Origin of the sequence: Kribbella sp. CA-293567, assembly GCF_027627575.1 — a bacterium.
In the GTDB taxonomy this organism is placed as follows: domain Bacteria; phylum Actinomycetota; class Actinomycetes; order Propionibacteriales; family Kribbellaceae; genus Kribbella.
Genome location: NZ_CP114065.1, coordinates 5085053 through 5101700 on the forward strand (window position 1 = coordinate 5085053; position 16648 = coordinate 5101700).

Annotated in this window: 13 protein-coding genes; 5 read left to right on the forward strand and 8 right to left on the reverse strand. The window is 69.5% G+C overall.

What is annotated here, in order from left to right; all coding sequences use genetic code 11:
* The first annotated feature begins 114 nt into the window (after window positions 1-114).
* The 3 genes from OX958_RS23180 to OX958_RS23190 all read left to right on the forward strand — a co-directional run bounded on the left by OX958_RS23180 (window position 115) and on the right by OX958_RS23190 (window position 3839).
* Complete coding sequence (locus OX958_RS23180; RefSeq protein ID WP_270131319.1) at window positions 115-1350, forward strand: beta-ketoacyl-[acyl-carrier-protein] synthase family protein; 1236 nt, start codon at window positions 115-117, stop codon at window positions 1348-1350.
* 87 nt (window positions 1351-1437) lie between these two features.
* Window positions 1438-2862 carry an acyl-CoA carboxylase subunit beta gene (locus OX958_RS23185; protein WP_270131320.1) on the forward strand — a complete coding sequence of 475 codons (1425 nt, stop codon included), beginning with the start codon at window positions 1438-1440 and terminating at the stop codon, window positions 2860-2862.
* 101 nt (window positions 2863-2963) lie between these two features.
* A complete protein-coding gene (locus OX958_RS23190) occupies window positions 2964-3839 on the forward strand; it encodes a hypothetical protein (RefSeq protein WP_270131321.1) in 876 nt (291 codons plus the stop codon).
* 218 nt (window positions 3840-4057) lie between these two features.
* On the opposite strand, the gene OX958_RS23195 is transcribed toward OX958_RS23190, so the two are convergent.
* The 5 genes from OX958_RS23195 to OX958_RS23215 all read right to left on the reverse strand — a co-directional run bounded on the left by OX958_RS23195 (window position 4058) and on the right by OX958_RS23215 (window position 8938).
* A complete protein-coding gene (locus tag OX958_RS23195; RefSeq protein WP_132193951.1) occupies window positions 4058-4555 on the reverse strand; it encodes a DUF3145 domain-containing protein in 498 nt (165 codons plus the stop codon).
* A gap of 175 nt (window positions 4556-4730) precedes the next feature.
* Window positions 4731-5792 carry a LacI family DNA-binding transcriptional regulator gene (locus OX958_RS23200; protein WP_270131322.1) on the reverse strand — a complete coding sequence of 354 codons (1062 nt, stop codon included), beginning with the start codon at window positions 5790-5792 and terminating at the stop codon, window positions 4731-4733.
* A gap of 16 nt (window positions 5793-5808) precedes the next feature.
* Entirely contained in the window at window positions 5809-6639 is an 831-nt protein-coding gene (locus tag OX958_RS23205) for a carbohydrate ABC transporter permease (RefSeq protein WP_270131323.1), read from the reverse strand.
* Entirely contained in the window at window positions 6636-7667 is a 1032-nt protein-coding gene (locus tag OX958_RS23210; protein WP_270131324.1) for a carbohydrate ABC transporter permease, read from the reverse strand. Before OX958_RS23210 ends, OX958_RS23205 begins: the two co-directional genes overlap by 4 nt.
* On the reverse strand, window positions 7664-8938 hold the full coding sequence (locus OX958_RS23215; RefSeq protein WP_270131326.1) for an ABC transporter substrate-binding protein: 1275 nt from the start codon (window positions 8936-8938) through the stop codon (window positions 7664-7666). Before OX958_RS23215 ends, OX958_RS23210 begins: the two co-directional genes overlap by 4 nt.
* Window positions 8939-9248: 310 nt before the next feature.
* Here OX958_RS23215 and OX958_RS23220 point away from each other — a divergent pair, with 310 nt between their 5' ends.
* Entirely contained in the window at window positions 9249-12377 is a 3129-nt protein-coding gene (locus OX958_RS23220) for a glycoside hydrolase family 9 protein (RefSeq protein ID WP_270131327.1), read from the forward strand.
* Between the two features lie 146 nt (window positions 12378-12523).
* Here the strand turns inward: OX958_RS23220 and OX958_RS23225 are convergent, their stop codons facing one another.
* From OX958_RS23225 to OX958_RS23235, 3 genes are read right to left on the reverse strand one after another with little or no spacing between them, the layout of a single operon-like run.
* Window positions 12524-13477, reverse strand: a complete 954-nt coding sequence (locus OX958_RS23225; RefSeq protein WP_270131329.1) for a VWA domain-containing protein — start codon at window positions 13475-13477, stop codon at window positions 12524-12526.
* Window positions 13477-14466, reverse strand: a complete 990-nt coding sequence (locus OX958_RS23230; protein WP_270131330.1) for a DUF58 domain-containing protein — start codon at window positions 14464-14466, stop codon at window positions 13477-13479. Before OX958_RS23230 ends, OX958_RS23225 begins: the two co-directional genes overlap by 1 nt.
* Before the next feature lie 10 nt (window positions 14467-14476).
* Window positions 14477-15511, reverse strand: a complete 1035-nt coding sequence (locus tag OX958_RS23235; RefSeq protein ID WP_270131332.1) for an AAA family ATPase — start codon at window positions 15509-15511, stop codon at window positions 14477-14479.
* A gap of 272 nt (window positions 15512-15783) precedes the next feature.
* On the opposite strand from OX958_RS23235, the gene OX958_RS23240 reads away from it, so the two are divergent.
* Window positions 15784-16641 carry a hypothetical protein gene (locus OX958_RS23240; protein ID WP_270131333.1) on the forward strand — a complete coding sequence of 286 codons (858 nt, stop codon included), beginning with the start codon at window positions 15784-15786 and terminating at the stop codon, window positions 16639-16641.
* Window positions 16642-16648: the final 7 nt, after the last annotated feature.

Consider the following 16648-nt stretch of genomic DNA (forward strand, 5'->3'; position numbering starts at 1 on the left):
CGGGCTCACCGGATCGCGAGGTCCGGTGAGCCGCCGCTGCCGGCCGCACCGCCGGTACGACGTACCGGCCTCCCCTGGCTTCAACCACTCGCTACGCCGAAGGATGAGGTAACCATGTCGAAGACCCGAGTCGTGATCACCGGGCTCGGAGCGACGACCCCGGTCGGGGGCGACGTCGCCAGCACCTGGGAGGCGCTGCTGGCCGGCAAGTCCGGCGCGAAGCTGCTCACCGCGGACTGGGTCGAGGAGCTGCCGGTCAAGATCGCCGCTCCCGCCGCCGTCGAACCGACCGAGGTCATCGAGCGGGTCAAGGCCCGCCGGCTGGACCGCAACGCGCAGTTCGCCGTCGTCGCCGCCCGGGAGGCCTGGGCCGACTCCGGTCTGGCCGACGTCGAGCTGGACAAGACGCGGCTCGGCGTGGCGATCGCCACCGGGATCGGAGGCCTGCTCACCACGCTGGCCAACTACGACCTGTTGCAGAAGGGCGCGCGCCGGGTCTCCCCGCTGGCGATCCCGATGCTGATGCCGAACTCGGCCGCCGCCAACGTCGGCCTCGAGCTGGGTGCCCTGGCCGGTGTCCAGACCCCGGTCTCGGCCTGCGCGTCGAGCAACGAGGCGATCTCGCTGGCCGCCGACCAGATCCGGCTCGGCCGCGCCGACATCGTCGTCGCCGGTGGCGCCGAGGGCTCGATCACCGCGCTGCCGCTGGCCGCCTTCGGCCAGATGATGGCGCTCAGCAAGCGCAACGACGACCCCGAGCGCGCCTCCCGTCCGTGGGACGCCGACCGTGACGGCTTCCTGCTCGGCGAAGGTGCCGGCGTGCTGGTGCTGGAGTCCTACGAGCACGCGGTCGCCCGCGGCGCGAAGATCTACGCCGAGTTCGCCGGGGCCGGTATCACCGCCGACGGCCACGACATCGTCCAGCCGGACCCGACCGGTTCGGGTGCCGAGCGGGCGATGCTGCAGGCGCTGCGCGAGGGCGATCTGGTCGCCGGTGACATCGTGCACATCAACGCGCACGCCACCTCCACCCCGGCCGGCGACGTCGCCGAGGCGGTGGCCATCCGCAAGGCACTCGGCAAGGCGGCCGACAACGCCGTGGCGACCGCGCCGAAGTCGATGGTCGGTCACCTGCTGGGTGCGGCCGGAGCGGTCGAGTCGATCGCCACCGTGCTCGCCCTGCACCACCGGATCGTGCCGCCGACCATCAACCTGGACAAGGTCGACGACGGCGTCCAGCTCGACATCGCGACCGAGCCGCGCAAGCTGGCCGACGGGGACATCGCGGCGCTGAACAACTCCTTCGGCTTCGGCGGGCACAACGTCGCACTCGCCTTCCAGTCGTTCTGACGCTGTCAGTCGTTCTGATCTCGAGGTGGGCCGGGGAGCACCGCCGGCCCACCTTTCCGCCGCACCCCCTCTGACCGGGAGACGCCCATGACCACCGCCCCCGTGAAACCGGCCAAGCTGCCGCGCGACGAGGACCCCCGCAACCCGGTCTCCCGGCTCACCGCCCTGTTCGACCCCGGCACGCTCGAGCTGATCACGCCCGACGACCTGTCCGGGATGCTCGCCGCCCGCGGCACGATCGCGGGGGCGAAGGTGATCGCCTTCTGCTCCGACGCGACCGTGATGGGTGGCGCGATGGGCGACCAGGGCTGCGAGGTCGTGGTCCGGGCGTACCAGGTGGCGCGCGAGGAGGAGTTGCCGATCGTCGGTTTGTGGCACTCAGGCGGCGCGCGGCTGGCCGAGGGCGTGCTCAGCCTGCACGCGGTCGGCAAGATCTTCTACGAGATGACCCAGGCGTCCGGCAAGATCCCGCAGATCTCGGTGGTGCTCGGCCCGGCGGCGGGCGGAGCGGCGTACGGGCCGGCGTTGACCGACATCGTCGTGCTCGGCCCGGAGGGACGGATCTTCGTCACCGGTCCGGACGTGGTCCGCTCGGTCACCGGGGAAGACGTCGACATGCTGCGGCTCGGCGGTCCCGAGCCGCACGGCCGGCGGTCCGGCGTCGTGCACATCACCACCGACTCCGAGGAGGCGGCGATCGAGAAGGCCCGCCGGCTCGCCGATCTCTTCGCGAACCAGGGCTCGGTGTCCGGTGACGTCTCCGACACCGATCTGTCCGGGCTGCTGCCGGAGTCGGCCAAGCGCGCATACGACGTCCACCCGCTGGTCGGCGGTGTGCTCGACGAGGAGTCGGGTGTCGAGCTGCACCAGCGCTGGGCACCGAACATCGTCACCACGCTCGGCCGGCTCGGTGGCCGGACCGTGGGCGTGATCGCGAACAACCCGCTGCGGCTCGGCGGCTGCCTTGACGCGCTGTCGGCGGAGAAGGCAGCGCGCTTCGTCCGGATGTGCGACGCGTTCGGCGTACCGATGGTGGTGCTGGTCGACGTACCGGGGTACCTGCCGGGGGTCGGGCAGGAGTGGGACGGCGTCGTACGGCGTGGCGCCAAGCTGCTGCACGCCTTCGCGGAGTCCGTCGTACCGCGGGTGACGCTGGTGACCCGCAAGACCTACGGCGGCGCCTACATCGCGATGAACGCGCGGTCGCTCGGCGCGACCCGGGTGTTCGCCTGGCCGCGCGCCGAGGTGGCCGTGATGGGTGCCGTCGCCGCGATCCGCGTCCTGCACCGCCGGCGGCTGGCCGAGGTGGAGCCGGACCTGCGGCCGCAGGTGGAGGCCGAGCTCGCCGCCGAGCACGAGAAGATTGCCGGCGGCATCGAACGTGCCCGCGAGATCGGCGTCGTCGACGAGATCGTCGAGCCGGCCGGAACGCGTTCGGCGCTGGCCGCCGCGATCGCCACCGCCGAGGCGGGTGGCCGCGTCCGCGGCCGCCATGGCAACATCCCGCTGTAGTCGGCCGAGCGACCGAAACGCCGCTGGAGGGAACCGCACGCGCGGTCGCCTGCGTCGATACTGGCGAGCTTTCATCTGAACTCACGGAGGAACCACCGCCCATGCGCAAAACTCTTGCCGCCGCGACCGGAGTACTCGCTCTCGCCGTCGTCGGCACCACCCTGACCGCACTGCCCGCAAACGCGGCGCTCAGCGACGTCCCGGTGGACTGCTCGGCCTACACCACCGCCTACCGCTCCGACGGCCAGCGGCTGTCCTACGGCTACAACGCCCGGAAGACGAGCGTCACGGCGTACCCGGGCGACAAGCTGGCCTGGGTGCCGACCGCCTGGCAGCAGCTCGGTGCGGCCGGCGACACGGACATGTTCATGAGCAGCGAACTGGCGACCCACCCGACCGACGGCTACCTGTACGACCTGGAGCGTCGTGGCCAGCGCACCAACGGCGTCTGGAAGATGACCCAGAACACCGCCACCCGGATGGCCTCGGGCTTCGCCGGCACACGGATCCTCGCCAACGGCACCTACCTGTACCGCGTCGCCGGCACCTCTCTCTATCGCTACACCGTCAGCTACACGTCCGGTAAGTACGTGGTGTCCGCGCCGAAGACCCTGAAGACCACCGGCTGGGACTCGGTCAAGACGCTGACCTACGAACGCACCGAGGGCACCGGCAGCGCCAAGGTCGACGTACTGATCGGCACGAAGACCAACGGTGAACTGAAGGAGTGGCGGGTCAACCACGCGACTCCGACCACGATCGGCTCGACCGTGCTGCAGACCGGCTGGGCCGGGTTCAGCAGCCTCACCAGTGGCTACTGCGGGGCGCACCTCAACGGGCGGTCGCTGCTCGGTATCACCCCGGCCGGTGCCGCGTCGGTCTTCTTCGACGCCAACCAGGCCGACCGGATCGGCACGGACATCAAGGGTGGTTCGCTCGGCGCGCTGAGCTGGACCGCCAAGGGCTACGGCCAGTAGTTCGACGGAGGGCAAGGGAAAAGGGCGCGGACCGTGAGGTCCGCGCCCTTTCACGTGGTGCGGCCGCTGTTGTCGACAACCGGGGGTGTCCCGACACCCGGTGGCCCCAGCGGCCACGACTTCTCCCACCTCGGTGGGACGTCTGAGTCACAGCATCATCGAAAAACGCCAGGAAGTCTTCTGTTTCTTGGCTTTCTTCTGAAGTTCTCAGGATCTGCTCAGACCACCTGGTGCAGCCAGCGGACCGGCGCGCCGTCACCGGCGTACCGGAAGGGTTCGAGTTCGTCGTCCCAGGGCCGGCCGAGCAAACGCTCGACCTCCTCGGTCAGGTCGGCCTCGCCACTGGCGGCCTTCAGCATCGCTGCCTTCAGCCGTTCCTCGGGCACCATGATGTCGCCGTGGACGCCGGTGGTCGCGTGGAAGACGCCGAGGGTCGGGGTGAAGGAGTAACGCTCGCCCTCGACCCCGTTGCTCGGTTCCTCGGTCACCTCGAAGCGCAACTTCTGCCAGCCGCGCAGCGCCGACGCGAGCTTGGCCGCGGTACCGGCCTCGGCCTGCCACGACAGCTCCGCCCGATATGTGCCCTGTGCCGCGGGCTGCGGCGTCCAGTCGAGTTTTACGGGCACGCCTAAGATGCCGCCCGCTGCCCACTCGACATGAGGGCACAACGCTGACGGCACGGTGTGGACGTAAAGAACGCCACGAGTCGTCGCCACCGGGACCTCCTGTGCTCGAGCTGCGCCTTCCCCAGCGTTCTCGAACCTTCCGTCGATCCCCGACGGCGAGACCCATACTGCACCACCGACCCCTCGGACACCAGCAACCTCGCCGTGTCAAACACATCACCGTCGTGTCGCAATCCTGAACCGGCCGGTCCGCAAATCCCCCTGCTCACACAGAGGAACGAACCACCAGCCGGGTGGGCAGGATCAACGGGCTGGGCTGGTCACCGGCCAGCAGCGACAACAGCATCCGGGCCATCTCCCGGCCCAGAGCGTGAATCGGTTGATTGATCGTCGTCAGCGGCGGGTCGGTGTGACGGGCGCCGGTGATGTCGTTGAAGCCGACGATCGCGACATCGGCCGGTACCGACCGGCCGGCGCGGGCAAGCACCCTCAGGGCACCGATGGCCATCTGGTCGGAGGCGACGAAGACACCGTCGAGGTCGGGGACACGCTCCAGCAACCGGGCCATCGCGAGACTGCCACCCTCCTCGCTGAAGTCGCCGTGGTCGACCAGGCTGTTGTCGAGGCCCGCCACGGCCAGCGCGTCCTGAAAGCCTTGCAGCCTTGCCGTTCCGGCGCCCTCGTCCAGGCGTCCGGTGATGGTGGCGATCTTGCGGCGCCCGGCCGCGACCAGGTGTTCGGTCGCGAGTCGCGCTCCCCCGCGGTTGTCCGAGTCCACGTAGTACCGGGGTTCGAAGCTCAGCGGGCGACCGCCGAAGACGACCGGTACCGACGCGTTGGCGGCCAGCTCCGCCAGCGGGTCGTCGCCGTGCAGGGACATCAGCATCACGCCGTCCGCCTGCCGGGTCCGCAGCAGTTGTTCCAGTCGCGCCTGACCACGCGACGAGGTCGCCAGCGACAGCATCAGCTCCAGCTCGGTCTCCTCCAGCACGGAGTTGATCCCGATCACCACCTCGGCGAAGAACGGGTCCGCGAACATCGCCGGGTCCTCCCCCGAGATCGCCAGCACGACCGCGCCGGCCTGCTGGGTCGCCAGTGCCCGGGCCGTCGCGTTCGGCACGTAGCCGAGGTCGGCGATCGCGCGCTGGACGGCCTCGCGTTTGGCCCGGCTGACGTGCGGTGCGTTGTTGATCGCCCGCGACGCGGCCGATCGCGAAACTCCCGCCCGCTCGGCGACCTCGTCGAGGGTCGGCTGCCGCTTCGGTGTCTGCGTCGCCACCTGCTGGTTCTCCTTCGCCTCGCCTGGCCGAAACCCTATCCCGGTCATCCGCGCACCGCCCGGGTCACGAGCGCACCGCGCCGTCCATGATGCCGCCGATGATCTGGCGGCCGAACAGGATGAAGACGAGCAGCAACGGCACCGTCGCGATCAGCGTGCCGGAGAACATCAGGGTGTAGTCGGTGTAGTACTGCGTCGCGAGCTGGCTGAGCGAGAACTGGACGGTCGGGTTGTCCGCCTCCAGGATCGCGAGCGGCCAGAGGAACTCGTTCCAGGTGCTCATGAACGTGAACAACCCCAGTACGGCGGCGCCCGGACGCAAGGCGGGCGCGACCACCCGGACGAACAACCCGAAGGTGGTGCAGCCGTCCAGGCGCGCGGCCTCGATCAGCTCGTCGGGAATCGCGCGTTCGGCGTACTGGCGCATCAGGAAGACCCCGAAGGCGGAGACCAGGAACGGCACGATCACCGCCTGCAACTGGTTCTGCCAGCCGAGCTTCACCATCACCATGTAGAGCGGCACGATGCCCATCTGGACCGGCACCATCATCGTCGCCAGGACCGCGATCAGCAGCGCGTTGCGCCCCCGGAACCGCAGCTTGGCGAAGGCGAACCCGGCCAGCGAGGAGAAGAAGACGACCGAGACGGTGACCGCGACCGACGCGATCATCGAGTTCACCAGACCGCGGGCGAAGTGCGCCTCCGCGGCGCCGAACAACCGCGCGACGTTGTCGCCGAGGTTGCCGCCCGGGACCAGCGGCGGCGGCATCTGGCCGACCACGTCGTTGGAGCGGGTGGCCACCACGAAGAGCCAGTAGAGCGGGAAGACCGACAGCACCAGGCTGACCAGCAGGGTGAGGTAGACGAGAGTGTTCCCGTGCGTACGCCGTCTCATTGGGTGCCACCCTTCCAGCGCCGGGCGATCAGCGCGTTCGCGACGCCGACCAGGACGGTGAGCAGGAAGATCGCCCACGCGATCGCCGAACCGTAGCCGTAGTCGAAGTTCTGGAAACTCTGCTCGAACATGTACATCGCGATGGTCTGGAACTGCCGCAGACTGCCGCCGGAGATGTCGCCCTGGCCGAACAGCAGCGGCTCGGTGAACAGCTGCATGCCGCCGATCACCGACATCACCACGGTGAAGATCAGGGCCGGCCGGATCAGCGGCACGGTGATCGAACGGAACTGGCGGACCGGGCCGGCCCCGTCCAGCTCCGCCGCCTCGTACAGGTCGCGCGGGATCGCCTGGATCGCGGCCAGGTAGATCAACGCGTTGTACCCCGTCCAGCGCCAGTTCACCATGCTGGACACGGCGATCCAGGACGACGCCTTGCCCGCCTGCCAGTCGATCGGGCCGACGTCGATCAGGCCGAGCAGCCCGTTGATCATCCCGGTGTCGCGGCCGTAGAGCTGACCGAAGACGATCGCGACCGCCGCCACCGAGGTGACGATCGGCGCCAGCACGCCCAGCCGGAACAGCATCAGCGCGCGGACCGGCCGGTTCAGCAGGCCCGCGATGATCAGCGCGAAACACAACTGCGGCACGGTCGACAGCACGAACAGTCCGAGCGTGTTCACCATCGCGTTCCAGAAGTCCGGATCGCCGGCCAGCCGCGAGTAGTTCCTCAGCCCGACGAACCCGGCATCCCCCGTGAGATCCCAGGCCCGCAGCGAGACCCACGCCGTGTAGACCAGCGGGAACAGGCCGAACAACGCGAACAGCACGAAGAACGGCGTGATGAAGAAGTACGGCGAGCCGTGCAGGTCGAGGCGGTTGCGCCAGGAAGCGCCCGGCGTGACCGTCGCTCGACCGCGCCGGCCACCCCCGCCACTCCCGGCCGCCCTCGCCGCCTTCCTTCTGCCTCCACCCGCCGCGTCAACGGCGGGTGGAGGCGTGCTTGCGACAGACGTGCGGCTGCTCACTTGTCGACTGCCCGCTTGGCGTCGGCGAGCGCCTTGGACCAGGCCTGGTCGGGCTGGAGCTTGCCCTGCTCGACGGCGGTGAGGGCGTCGCCGATGCCGTCCCCGACCACCTGGTTGTCAGGACCGAGGTAGACCGGCTTCAGTTGCTTGGCCGACTCTCCGAAGATCTTGCCGACCGGCGCGTTGTTGAAATAGGCGTTGACGGCCCCCGACACGGCCGGGTCGTCGATGGCCTGCGGTGACGACGGGAAGTTGTTCTTGGCCTTGAACGCCGCGGTCTGACCGGCCGGGCCGGTCAGGAACTTGGCGAGCTCGGCGGCCTCCTTCGGGTGCTTGCTCTGCGCCGGTACGGCGAGGAACGATCCGCCCCGCACCGCGCCCTCACCGGGCACCCGGGCGACGTCCCACTTGCCCGCGTTCTCCGGACCGGCCTGGTCCTTGATGATGCCGAGCATCCAGGCCGGGCACGGGATGGTGGCGAAGGTGCCCTTCTTGAAGCCCGCGTTCCAGGCCGGGCTCCACATCTGCAGCTTGCCGGACAGCCCGGCTCCGACCATCTCGACCGACCGGTCCCACGCGGCCCGGACGCCGGGATTGCTGTCCACGATCAGTTCGTTCGAGCGGTCGAAGTAGGTCTGGTCGCCCTGCTGCATCAGGATGTTCTGGTACACCCCACCCGCGGTGTCGAAGAAGCTCGAACCAGTGCCGGCGGCAACGAACTTCTTGCCGGTGGCAAGGTATCCGTCCCAGGTCGGCCAGAGCGCCCCGACCGCGGCCCGATCGGTCGGCAGACCCGCCTTGGCGAACAGGTCGGTGCGGTAACACATGCCCTGGGCACCGATGTCGGTACCGAGGCCGACCAGCTTCTTGCCGTCCGACGTCAGAGCCTGCTGCCACTTCCAGTCCAGGAAGTTGCCCTTCAGCTCGCCGGCGCCCTGGTCGAGCAGGTTGACGAACTGGTCGGGCTTGCCCATCAGCTTGATCAGGATGCCCTCCTCCAGCGCGACCACGTCACCGGCGCCGCTGCCGGCGGTCAGCCACTGCTGCAGCTTGGGCGTGTAGTCGGCGAGTTTGGCGATGTTCTCCTGCTTGACCCGGATGTCCGGATGCGAGGCCTCGTAGTCCTTGATCAGCTCGTCGTACCCGAACTGCCCGAAGGTCTTGATCGTCAGCGTGACCTTGCCGTCCGCCGACTCCTCACCGCCGCCCCCGCAGCCTGTCGCCAGCAGAGCCACACCCATGGTGACGGCAAGCGCTTTCCTGATTCGCATGATGAAACCCTTCCGATCCGGCCAGCAAAATTGGAAGCGCTCCCAGTACTACGGACGCCGAGGCCACGGTGACGCCGCTGAGTCAGCGCCGGTCAACCCGATCGAACTGAGGGGCGGTGCTCGGGTTTCAAAACTGGGAGCGCTTCCGGTCGACCATAGGGCACGCGGGGCCTGGTGTGAAGAGCAGATTTCCCGAGTGTTTCAGTCTTGACACGCCGCGAGGCCGTCGGCAGCATGCACAGGGACGCCGCTGACTCGTTGGCCGAAAGTGAAAGCGCTCCCAGCGCACTTCCCTCCGGAGGCAGCCGCAATGACCAGATTCCGAAGGCTTTCGGCGCTCAGCCTGAGCGTCTTCCTTCTCGTTCCCCTGACCAGTGCCGTACCAGCCGCCGCGGCCGACGCTCCGGCGTACGAGCGGCTGCTCAACGGGGACTTCGACAGCGGAGTCAAGACTCCGTGGTGGACCAGCGGGAACACTCCGCCGACCGTCGCCGACGGGCGGCTGTGCGCGCAGATTCCGGGCGGCACGGTGAACGTGTGGGACTCGATGATCGGCCAGGACGACATGCCGGTGGAGGCCGGGCAGCCCTACACGCTGCGTTTCGACGCCTCGGCCACCCGGGCGGCCACCTTCCGGGCCGTCGCCCAGACCGCCTCGAAGCCGGTGGCTACGGTGATGAACAAGACGGTCAACGTCACCACCACTCCGCAGACGTTCACCTTCACGGCCAACTCGCCGGCCACGGCGGAGCATCTTCAGGTCAGCTTCCAGGCAGGTGGCAGCGCTGAGCCGTACACGCTCTGCCTGGACAACATCTCGCTCGTCGGAGGTGTCGTGCCACCTGGTGGGGTCCGGGACCTCGGGTCCCCGGTCCGCGTGAACCAGCTCGGCTACCTCGAGAACGGCCCGAAGCGGGCCACCTACGTCACCGACCTGACCCGGCCGCAGTCCTGGCGACTGCTCGACGCCGCGAGCGGTGTCGTTGCCCACGGCAAGACCAAGCCGCACGGCGCCGACGCGATGTCCGGCACGAACGTCCAGCTGATCGACTTCGACCGGTACCGCGGTGCGGGCGAGGGCTACCGTCTCGCGGTCGGCGACCAGCTCAGCGAGCCGTTCACGATCAGCGACGACCTCTACAGCTCACTACGCCAGGACGCGCTCGCCTACTTCTACAACAACCGCAGCGGTATCCCCATCGAGGCCCAGTACGTCGGCGCCGAGCGAGCACGGCTTGCCGGTCACGTCGGCATCGCGCCGAACAAGGGTGACGTCTCGGTCCCCTGCTTCCCGGGGACGTGCACGTACAGCCTCGACGTACAAGGTGGCTGGTACGACGCCGGCGACCACGGCAAGTACGTCGTCAACGGCGCGCTGGCCGCGTGGCAGTTGCTCGACCAGTACGAGCAGTCCGGCGATCAGCCGCTGCGGATTCCCGAAGCAGGCAACAAGATCCCGGACCTTCTCGACGAGGCGAAGTGGCAGGTCGACTTCCTGCTGAGGATGCAGGGACCCTCCGGGATGGTGCACCACAAGATCCATGACGTGAAGTGGACCGGCCTGCCGCTCAAGCCGGCCGCGGATCCGCAGCAGCGCTACCTCTATCCCCCGTCGACGGCCGCGACCCTCAACGTCGCCGCGGTCGGCGCCCGCTGCGCCCGGGTCTATGCGCGCTGGGACAAGGCCTTCGCCGCACAATGTCTGGCGGCGGCGGACAAGGCCTGGAAGGCAGCACTACAGAACCCCGCGATCTATGCACCCGACGGCGGAGAAGGCGGTGGCGCGTACGACGACGTCAAGGTGACCGACGAGTTCTCCTGGGCCGCAGCCGAGCTTTTCGCCACCACCGGCAAGCAGTCGTTCAAGCGAGCCATCACGACGCAACTCAAGGCCGCGGACGGCTTCTCCTGGCAGGAGACGGGCGGCCTGGCCGACCTCGCTCTGGCCAGGGCGACGTCGCGGTTGTCCCTGCTCGAGCGGTTGAAGCTCACGCTGCGGATCAGCAAGGTGGCCGACGAGTACGTCGCCGATCTCCGCTCGCAGGGTTATGCCAATCCCTACCTGCCGAGCGATGGCAAGTACGTCTGGGGATCGAACAGCGCGGTCGCCAACAACTCGATGATCATGGCAACTGCTTACGACCTGACCCACCTCGGCAAGTACCGGGAGGCGGCGCTGGAATCACTCGACTACCTGCTCGGGCGAAACGCGCTCAACCAGTCTTATGTCACCGGCTACGGCGAACGCGCCAGCCACAACCAGCACCACCGCTTCTGGGCGAAGGCACTGGACCCCGCACTGCCCGCACCTGCTCCCGGATCGCTTGCCGGTGGACCGAACTCGGGGCTGCAGGACCCCGTCGCACTGCGTGGTCTTCAGGGATGCGCGCCGGCCACCTGCTATCTCGACCACACCGGTTCGTACTCCACCAACGAGGTCGCGGTGAACTGGAACTCCGCCCTCGCCTGGATCACCGCCTTCGCGGACACCTCGACCCGGCGGTCCTGGCCGCACGCCGCCGCTGCTGCTGGTGCCGGCGCGGCGCCTGCGAAGGTGCTGGCCAGTCCGGTCGACCTGACCAGCGGCCTCTACGTCAATCCCACCTCGACCCCCAAGACGTGGGTCAACAACAACGGCAGCGACTCCAGAGCCGCGACCATCAACAGCAACATCGCCAGCAAGCCGACGGCCAAGTGGTTCGGCAACCCACCCTCCGGTACGACGATCGGCGCGATGGTCGGCGCCTATGTCGGGGCCGCCGACAGCGCGGACAAGCTGCCGATCCTGGTCGCCTACAACCTGCCCGGCCGGGACGCGTGTGGCGGTCATTCGGGCGGCGGTGCCGGGTCGCCGGCGGCGTACCGGACGTGGATCTCGGCCTTCGCGGACTCGATCGGCACCCGGCCTGCCGTGGTCGTGCTCGAACCGGACGCGCTGGGTGACTTCGAGTGCATGACCGCGGCGCAGATCAGCGAACGCAACGGCATGCTCGCCTTCGCCACCCAGCAGTTCAAGGACCGCGCGCCGAACACCTGGGCCTACCTGGACGCCGGCAACGCCGGATGGGTGCCGGCCGCAACGATGGCGCAACGGCTGCAGGGTGCGGGGATCGCCGACGCCCGCGGTTTCGCGGTGAACGTCTCGAACTACTACACCACCAGCGCGTCGATCACCTATGCGAACAACGTGCGCACCGGCCTCGGTACGGCGAAACCGTTCGTCATCGACACCAGCCGCAACGGCAACGGGTCGAGCGGCGTGTGGTGCAACCCGGCCGGCCGCAAGCTCGGCAGCTCACCCCAGATCGGCGGCGGCGCCGAGCTGCTGCTCTGGATCAAGGTCCCCGGCAACTCCGACGGCGCATGCGGCACTGCCCCGACCGTCCCCGCAGGCACCTTCTCCCCCGACCTCGCCACCCGCCTGATCTCCGGCACCTGACCCCACAACGCAACTCACCCCCGTGACCGGCGAGTTACCCCCTGTACGAACCTGGGGTAGCCCGCCGGTCGCGGGGGTAAGTCTTGGACAGTCACGGGGTAGGTCTTGGACAGTCGCGGGGGTAGGTCTTGGACAGTCGCGGGGGGCTACGGGAAGCGGGAGGCCAGGGCGATGCAGGCGCCGGCCGAGGCGAGCGTGAGCAGCATCGCGATGCCGGCGAAGCGGGACGTCACCTCTTTGTCGACCTGGTCGTAGCCGACCGAGGAACCGATGTCCTTGTAGACGTCTTCCAGCTCACCCGCGGACTCGGCCGTGTAGGCCTCGCCACCGGTGATCTCGGCGACGCTGCGCAGCTCGGCGCGGTCCGGGGGAACGCGCTGGCGGATGCCGTCCATCTCGATGAAGCCCGAGTCGGTGCCGAAGGTGATCGTGTAGACGGGCGTGTTCTTCGCCTTCGCCGCCTGCGCGCCCTCCTGCGCCGTTCGCCCGACCGTGCGCTTGCCGTCGGACAGCAGCACGATCCGGGCCGGGGCCGGGTCGTTCGGGTGCTCGGGGTCCGGCGGCACCTGGGTGAGCGACTGCAGCGAGGTGAAGATGCCCTCGCCGGTGGCGGTCGACTCGGCCAGCTCCAGTCCGTCGATCGACCGCTGCACGGTGGCCCGGTCGGTGGTCGGCGGCACGATGATCGACGCGGTCCCGGCGAAGTTCACCAGCGACACGTTGAACTTCGACGGCAGCTGGTTGACGAAGTTCTTCGCCGACCGCTTCGCCGCCTCCAGCCGGTTCGGGTCGACGTCGGTGGCCATCATCGACAGCGAGACGTCGATCGCGACCACGATGGTGGCCCGCTCCCGCGGCACCTTGACCTCGTCCTTGGGCTGCGCGAACGCGACCACGCACGACGCCGTGGCGAACAGCGCCAGTACGACGGCCAGGTGCCGGCGCCACTGCGGCCGGCGCGGTGCGACCCGGTCGAGCAGCGCGATGTTGGTGAAGCGCAGCGCGTACTGCGCTCGCCGGCGCTGCAGCAGGACGTACGCGATGACGACGACCGGGATGATGAGCAGGAACCACAGTCTGGCCGGAGACAGGAACTCCATCAGCGAGCCACTCCCTTCGGCGGTTGGTGCAGGCGGGGCGCCATTCGCTTGTAGGCGAGGACGAACCGCACGGTGTCGGCGACCCAGTCACGGTCGGTCCGCAGGACCAGATGTCCGGCTCCCACCCTACGCAGGGCGGTTCTGGTTCGTTCGCGCTGCGCCAGGGCGGCCGCGGCGTACTCCTCGCGCACCCGCTGCTTGCGGGTGTCGATCTCCCGGATCGCTCCGGTCTCGGGGTCGCCGATCAGGACGACACCGATGTTGGGCAGCTCCAGCTCGCGCGGGTCGACGATCTCGACCGCGAGCACCTGGTGCTGGGCGGTCAGCTTGCGCATCGCGCGCTCCCAGGACGGCTCCATCCGGCTGTCGACCTCGCCGTCCTCCGGAGTGAGGAAGTCCGACACGATCACTCGGAGGCCGCGTTTGCGCTGCGTCCGGGCCATCGAGTCCAGCGCGCCGGCCAGGTCGCTGCGGGCCTGGTGCTCGCCTTGGGCGGTCTCGGCCAGCAGCGCCCGGAGCAGACCGTAGAGCGCCAGCCGGCCGGAGCGGGCGGGCCAGCGGCGCAGCATCGAGTCGCGCAGCATCAGCCCACCGAAGCGGTCGCCGAGCCGGTGGGTCAGGAAGCCGACGGTCGCGACGGCCGCCACCGCCAGCTCGCGCTTCTCCAGCTGGGTGGTACCGAAGTCCATCGACGCGGACAGGTCGACCAGCGCCCAGGTCTCCAGTTCGCGATCGGCGATCAGGTCGCGAACGTGCGGCACCGTGGTCCGGGCGGTGACGGCCCAGTCCATCCGCCGGACGTCGTCGCCGACCTGGTACTCACGCGCCTCGGCCAGCTCGGTGCCCGGGCCGGGCAGCAGGCCGAGGTGCTCACCGTGCAGGTAGCCCTCCAGCCGGCGCACGACCGTCAGTTCGAGCCGGCGCAGGGCGCGCTCGGGAGCGAGCTGCGAGATCGTCATCGCAACCCGCGGGTCCGGTCGGTTGGGCATCTGTTCGGGCCTAGACGAACTCGGGCCGGCCGGAGCCGTCGCTGCCGTCGCGCCAGACCGGCTGCGGCGGCGGGACGGTGGCCAGGATCCGCTCGACCACGGCGCGCGGGTCGATGTTGTCGGCGACCGCGTCGAAGGTCAGGCCGAGCCGGTGCCCCATCACGTCGAGAGCGACCGTCTGGACGTCGCTGGGCAGCAGGTAGTCGCGGCCGTGGATCAGCGCGAGCGCCCGGCCGGCCGAGACCAGGCCGAGGGTCGCCCGGGGGCTGACACCGAGCTCGATGATCGGCTCCAGGTCGGGCAGGTGGAAGTCGGACGGCGTCCGGGTCGCCATCACCAGGCGGACCGCGTACTCCGCGACCAGGTTGTGCACGAAGACCTGCTCGGCCGAGCGCTGCAGCTCCATGATCGTCTCGGGCTTCAGCACCTGGCGCGCCGACGGCGGGTCGACGCTCATCCGGCGGAGGATCTCGAACTCCTCGTGGCCGCGCGGATGCGGGACGTCGATCTTGACCAGGAACCGGTCGCGCTGGGCCTCGGGCAACGGGTAGACGCCCTCGGACTCGATCGGGTTCTGGGTCGCGATCACGATGAACGGCTTGGGCATCGGGAAGGTCTGGCCGCCGATCGACACCTGCCGCTCGGCCATCAGCTCCAGCATCGCCGACTGCACCTTGGCCGGGGCCCGGTTCACCTCGTCGGCCAGCACGAAGTTCACGAAGGTCGGGCCGAGCTCGATGTCGAACGCCTCGCGGGTCTGCCGGTAGATCCGGGTGCCGACGATGTCGGAGGGCACCAGGTCGGGGGTGAACTGGATCCGGGCGAACGAGCCACCGACCACCGACGCGAAGGTCCGGACGGCCAGCGTCTTCGCGACCCCGGGCACGCCCTCGAGCAGGCAGTGACCCTTGGCGAGCAGCGACACCATCAGCGTCTCGACCATGTGCTCCTGGCCGACGATCACCCGCTTGACCTCGGTGATCGCCTCGCTGACCAGGTGAGACTGCTGGGCCACTGACCCTGCCGGCACAGTGGTTTCGGTCATGCCTGTCCTTCCGGGGTCCGCGGAGGACCTTGTCTGCGCTCGGGAACTAGTGCGCCATTCCATCAGATGCATGGGGCGCGACGTGACCATGCCCCGCCCGGCTCCCCTCCTATCCTCCCCACCGGGCCAAATCCGAACACTCCGGCGGCCCTCCGGCCGGGTCCTCGCCGGCCGATCGGAGGCCCCCGGACGGCGATCGGGGACACCTTCGTACGCCGTACCGGCCGGGCTCGGGCGACAGCGCTACCAGGGATGTGGTGGGATTGGTGGCGATGACCGCGACCGACTCCCAGACCGACACCGCGGCGCCGGCCGAGCCCGAGGCTCGAGCCGAGGCGCCCGCGCGGTCGCTGCCGGACGCGTTGCCGCTGCTGCCGGAGGACCCGCCGCGGGTCGGCGACTTCTGGTTGCGGGCCCGGCTCGGGGCCAACGCGGCGGGTTATCTGTACTCCGCCAGCGACGAGACCGGCCGCGACGCGGTGGTCGCGATGATGGCCGAGGGCTCCTCCGACGACCCGGCGGCCCGGGACCGGTTCGTCCTCGCGGTCGACGAACTGCCGCCCGAGGTGGTGCTGGCCCACAACGACGCGGACGACGACGACCTGGCGCTGTGGGTCGCGCTCGGGCCGGTCCGGCCGGACGACGGGTCGAGCGCCGCCGCCGACGAGCAACTGATCGCCGAACGCCGGGGCGAGGACGTGCTGTCGGCGGTCCTGATGGACAAGATCCCGCCGATCGGCAAGGTCCGCGGACCGGACTTCCGGCACTACTGGGAGCACCGCCGCCGGCCGGGGCTGTTCCGGATCTGGCCGCTGCCCTGGCCGACCGCGCTGCGGCCGGCGTCCTGGCTGGCGATGATCCTGTCGCTGCTGACCATGCTGATCATCATGGTGCTCGCGATCCTGATCGCCTGGCTGCTGTTCCGCAACTCCCCCGAGGTCGAGCCCGAACCGGTGATCCCGACCCCGAGCAACACCGTCACGGTGACCATCACGCCCACGACTCCGCCACCCGGTACCGGGTCGCCGACCCCGGGGACCTCGCCGTCCCCGACGCTGACCTCGCCGGGCCGGCCGCAGTCGCCGGGCACCGGATCGCCGGGCACACCTGACCCCGGCGACCGGTTCTGACCTCGCG

What these genes read in the sequence shown, in the direction of transcription:
- OX958_RS23235 (WP_270131332.1), bottom strand. Translation starts at nt 15,511, where the DNA reads ATGACCGAAACCACTGTGCCGGCAGGGTCAGTGGCCCAGCAGTCTCAC.
- OX958_RS23190 (WP_270131321.1), top strand. Translation starts at nt 2,964, where the DNA reads ATGCGCAAAACTCTTGCCGCCGCGACCGGAGTACTCGCTCTCGCCGTC.
- OX958_RS23180 (WP_270131319.1), top strand. Translation starts at nt 115, where the DNA reads ATGTCGAAGACCCGAGTCGTGATCACCGGGCTCGGAGCGACGACCCCG.
- OX958_RS23215 (WP_270131326.1), bottom strand. Translation starts at nt 8,938, where the DNA reads ATGCGAATCAGGAAAGCGCTTGCCGTCACCATGGGTGTGGCTCTGCTG.
- OX958_RS23220 (WP_270131327.1), top strand. Translation starts at nt 9,249, where the DNA reads ATGACCAGATTCCGAAGGCTTTCGGCGCTCAGCCTGAGCGTCTTCCTT.
- OX958_RS23230 (WP_270131330.1), bottom strand. Translation starts at nt 14,466, where the DNA reads ATGCCCAACCGACCGGACCCGCGGGTTGCGATGACGATCTCGCAGCTC.
- OX958_RS23225 (WP_270131329.1), bottom strand. Translation starts at nt 13,477, where the DNA reads ATGGAGTTCCTGTCTCCGGCCAGACTGTGGTTCCTGCTCATCATCCCG.
- OX958_RS23240 (WP_270131333.1), top strand. Translation starts at nt 15,784, where the DNA reads ATGACCGCGACCGACTCCCAGACCGACACCGCGGCGCCGGCCGAGCCC.
- OX958_RS23205 (WP_270131323.1), bottom strand. Translation starts at nt 6,639, where the DNA reads ATGAGACGGCGTACGCACGGGAACACTCTCGTCTACCTCACCCTGCTG.
- OX958_RS23200 (WP_270131322.1), bottom strand. Translation starts at nt 5,792, where the DNA reads ATGACCGGGATAGGGTTTCGGCCAGGCGAGGCGAAGGAGAACCAGCAG.
- OX958_RS23185 (WP_270131320.1), top strand. Translation starts at nt 1,438, where the DNA reads ATGACCACCGCCCCCGTGAAACCGGCCAAGCTGCCGCGCGACGAGGAC.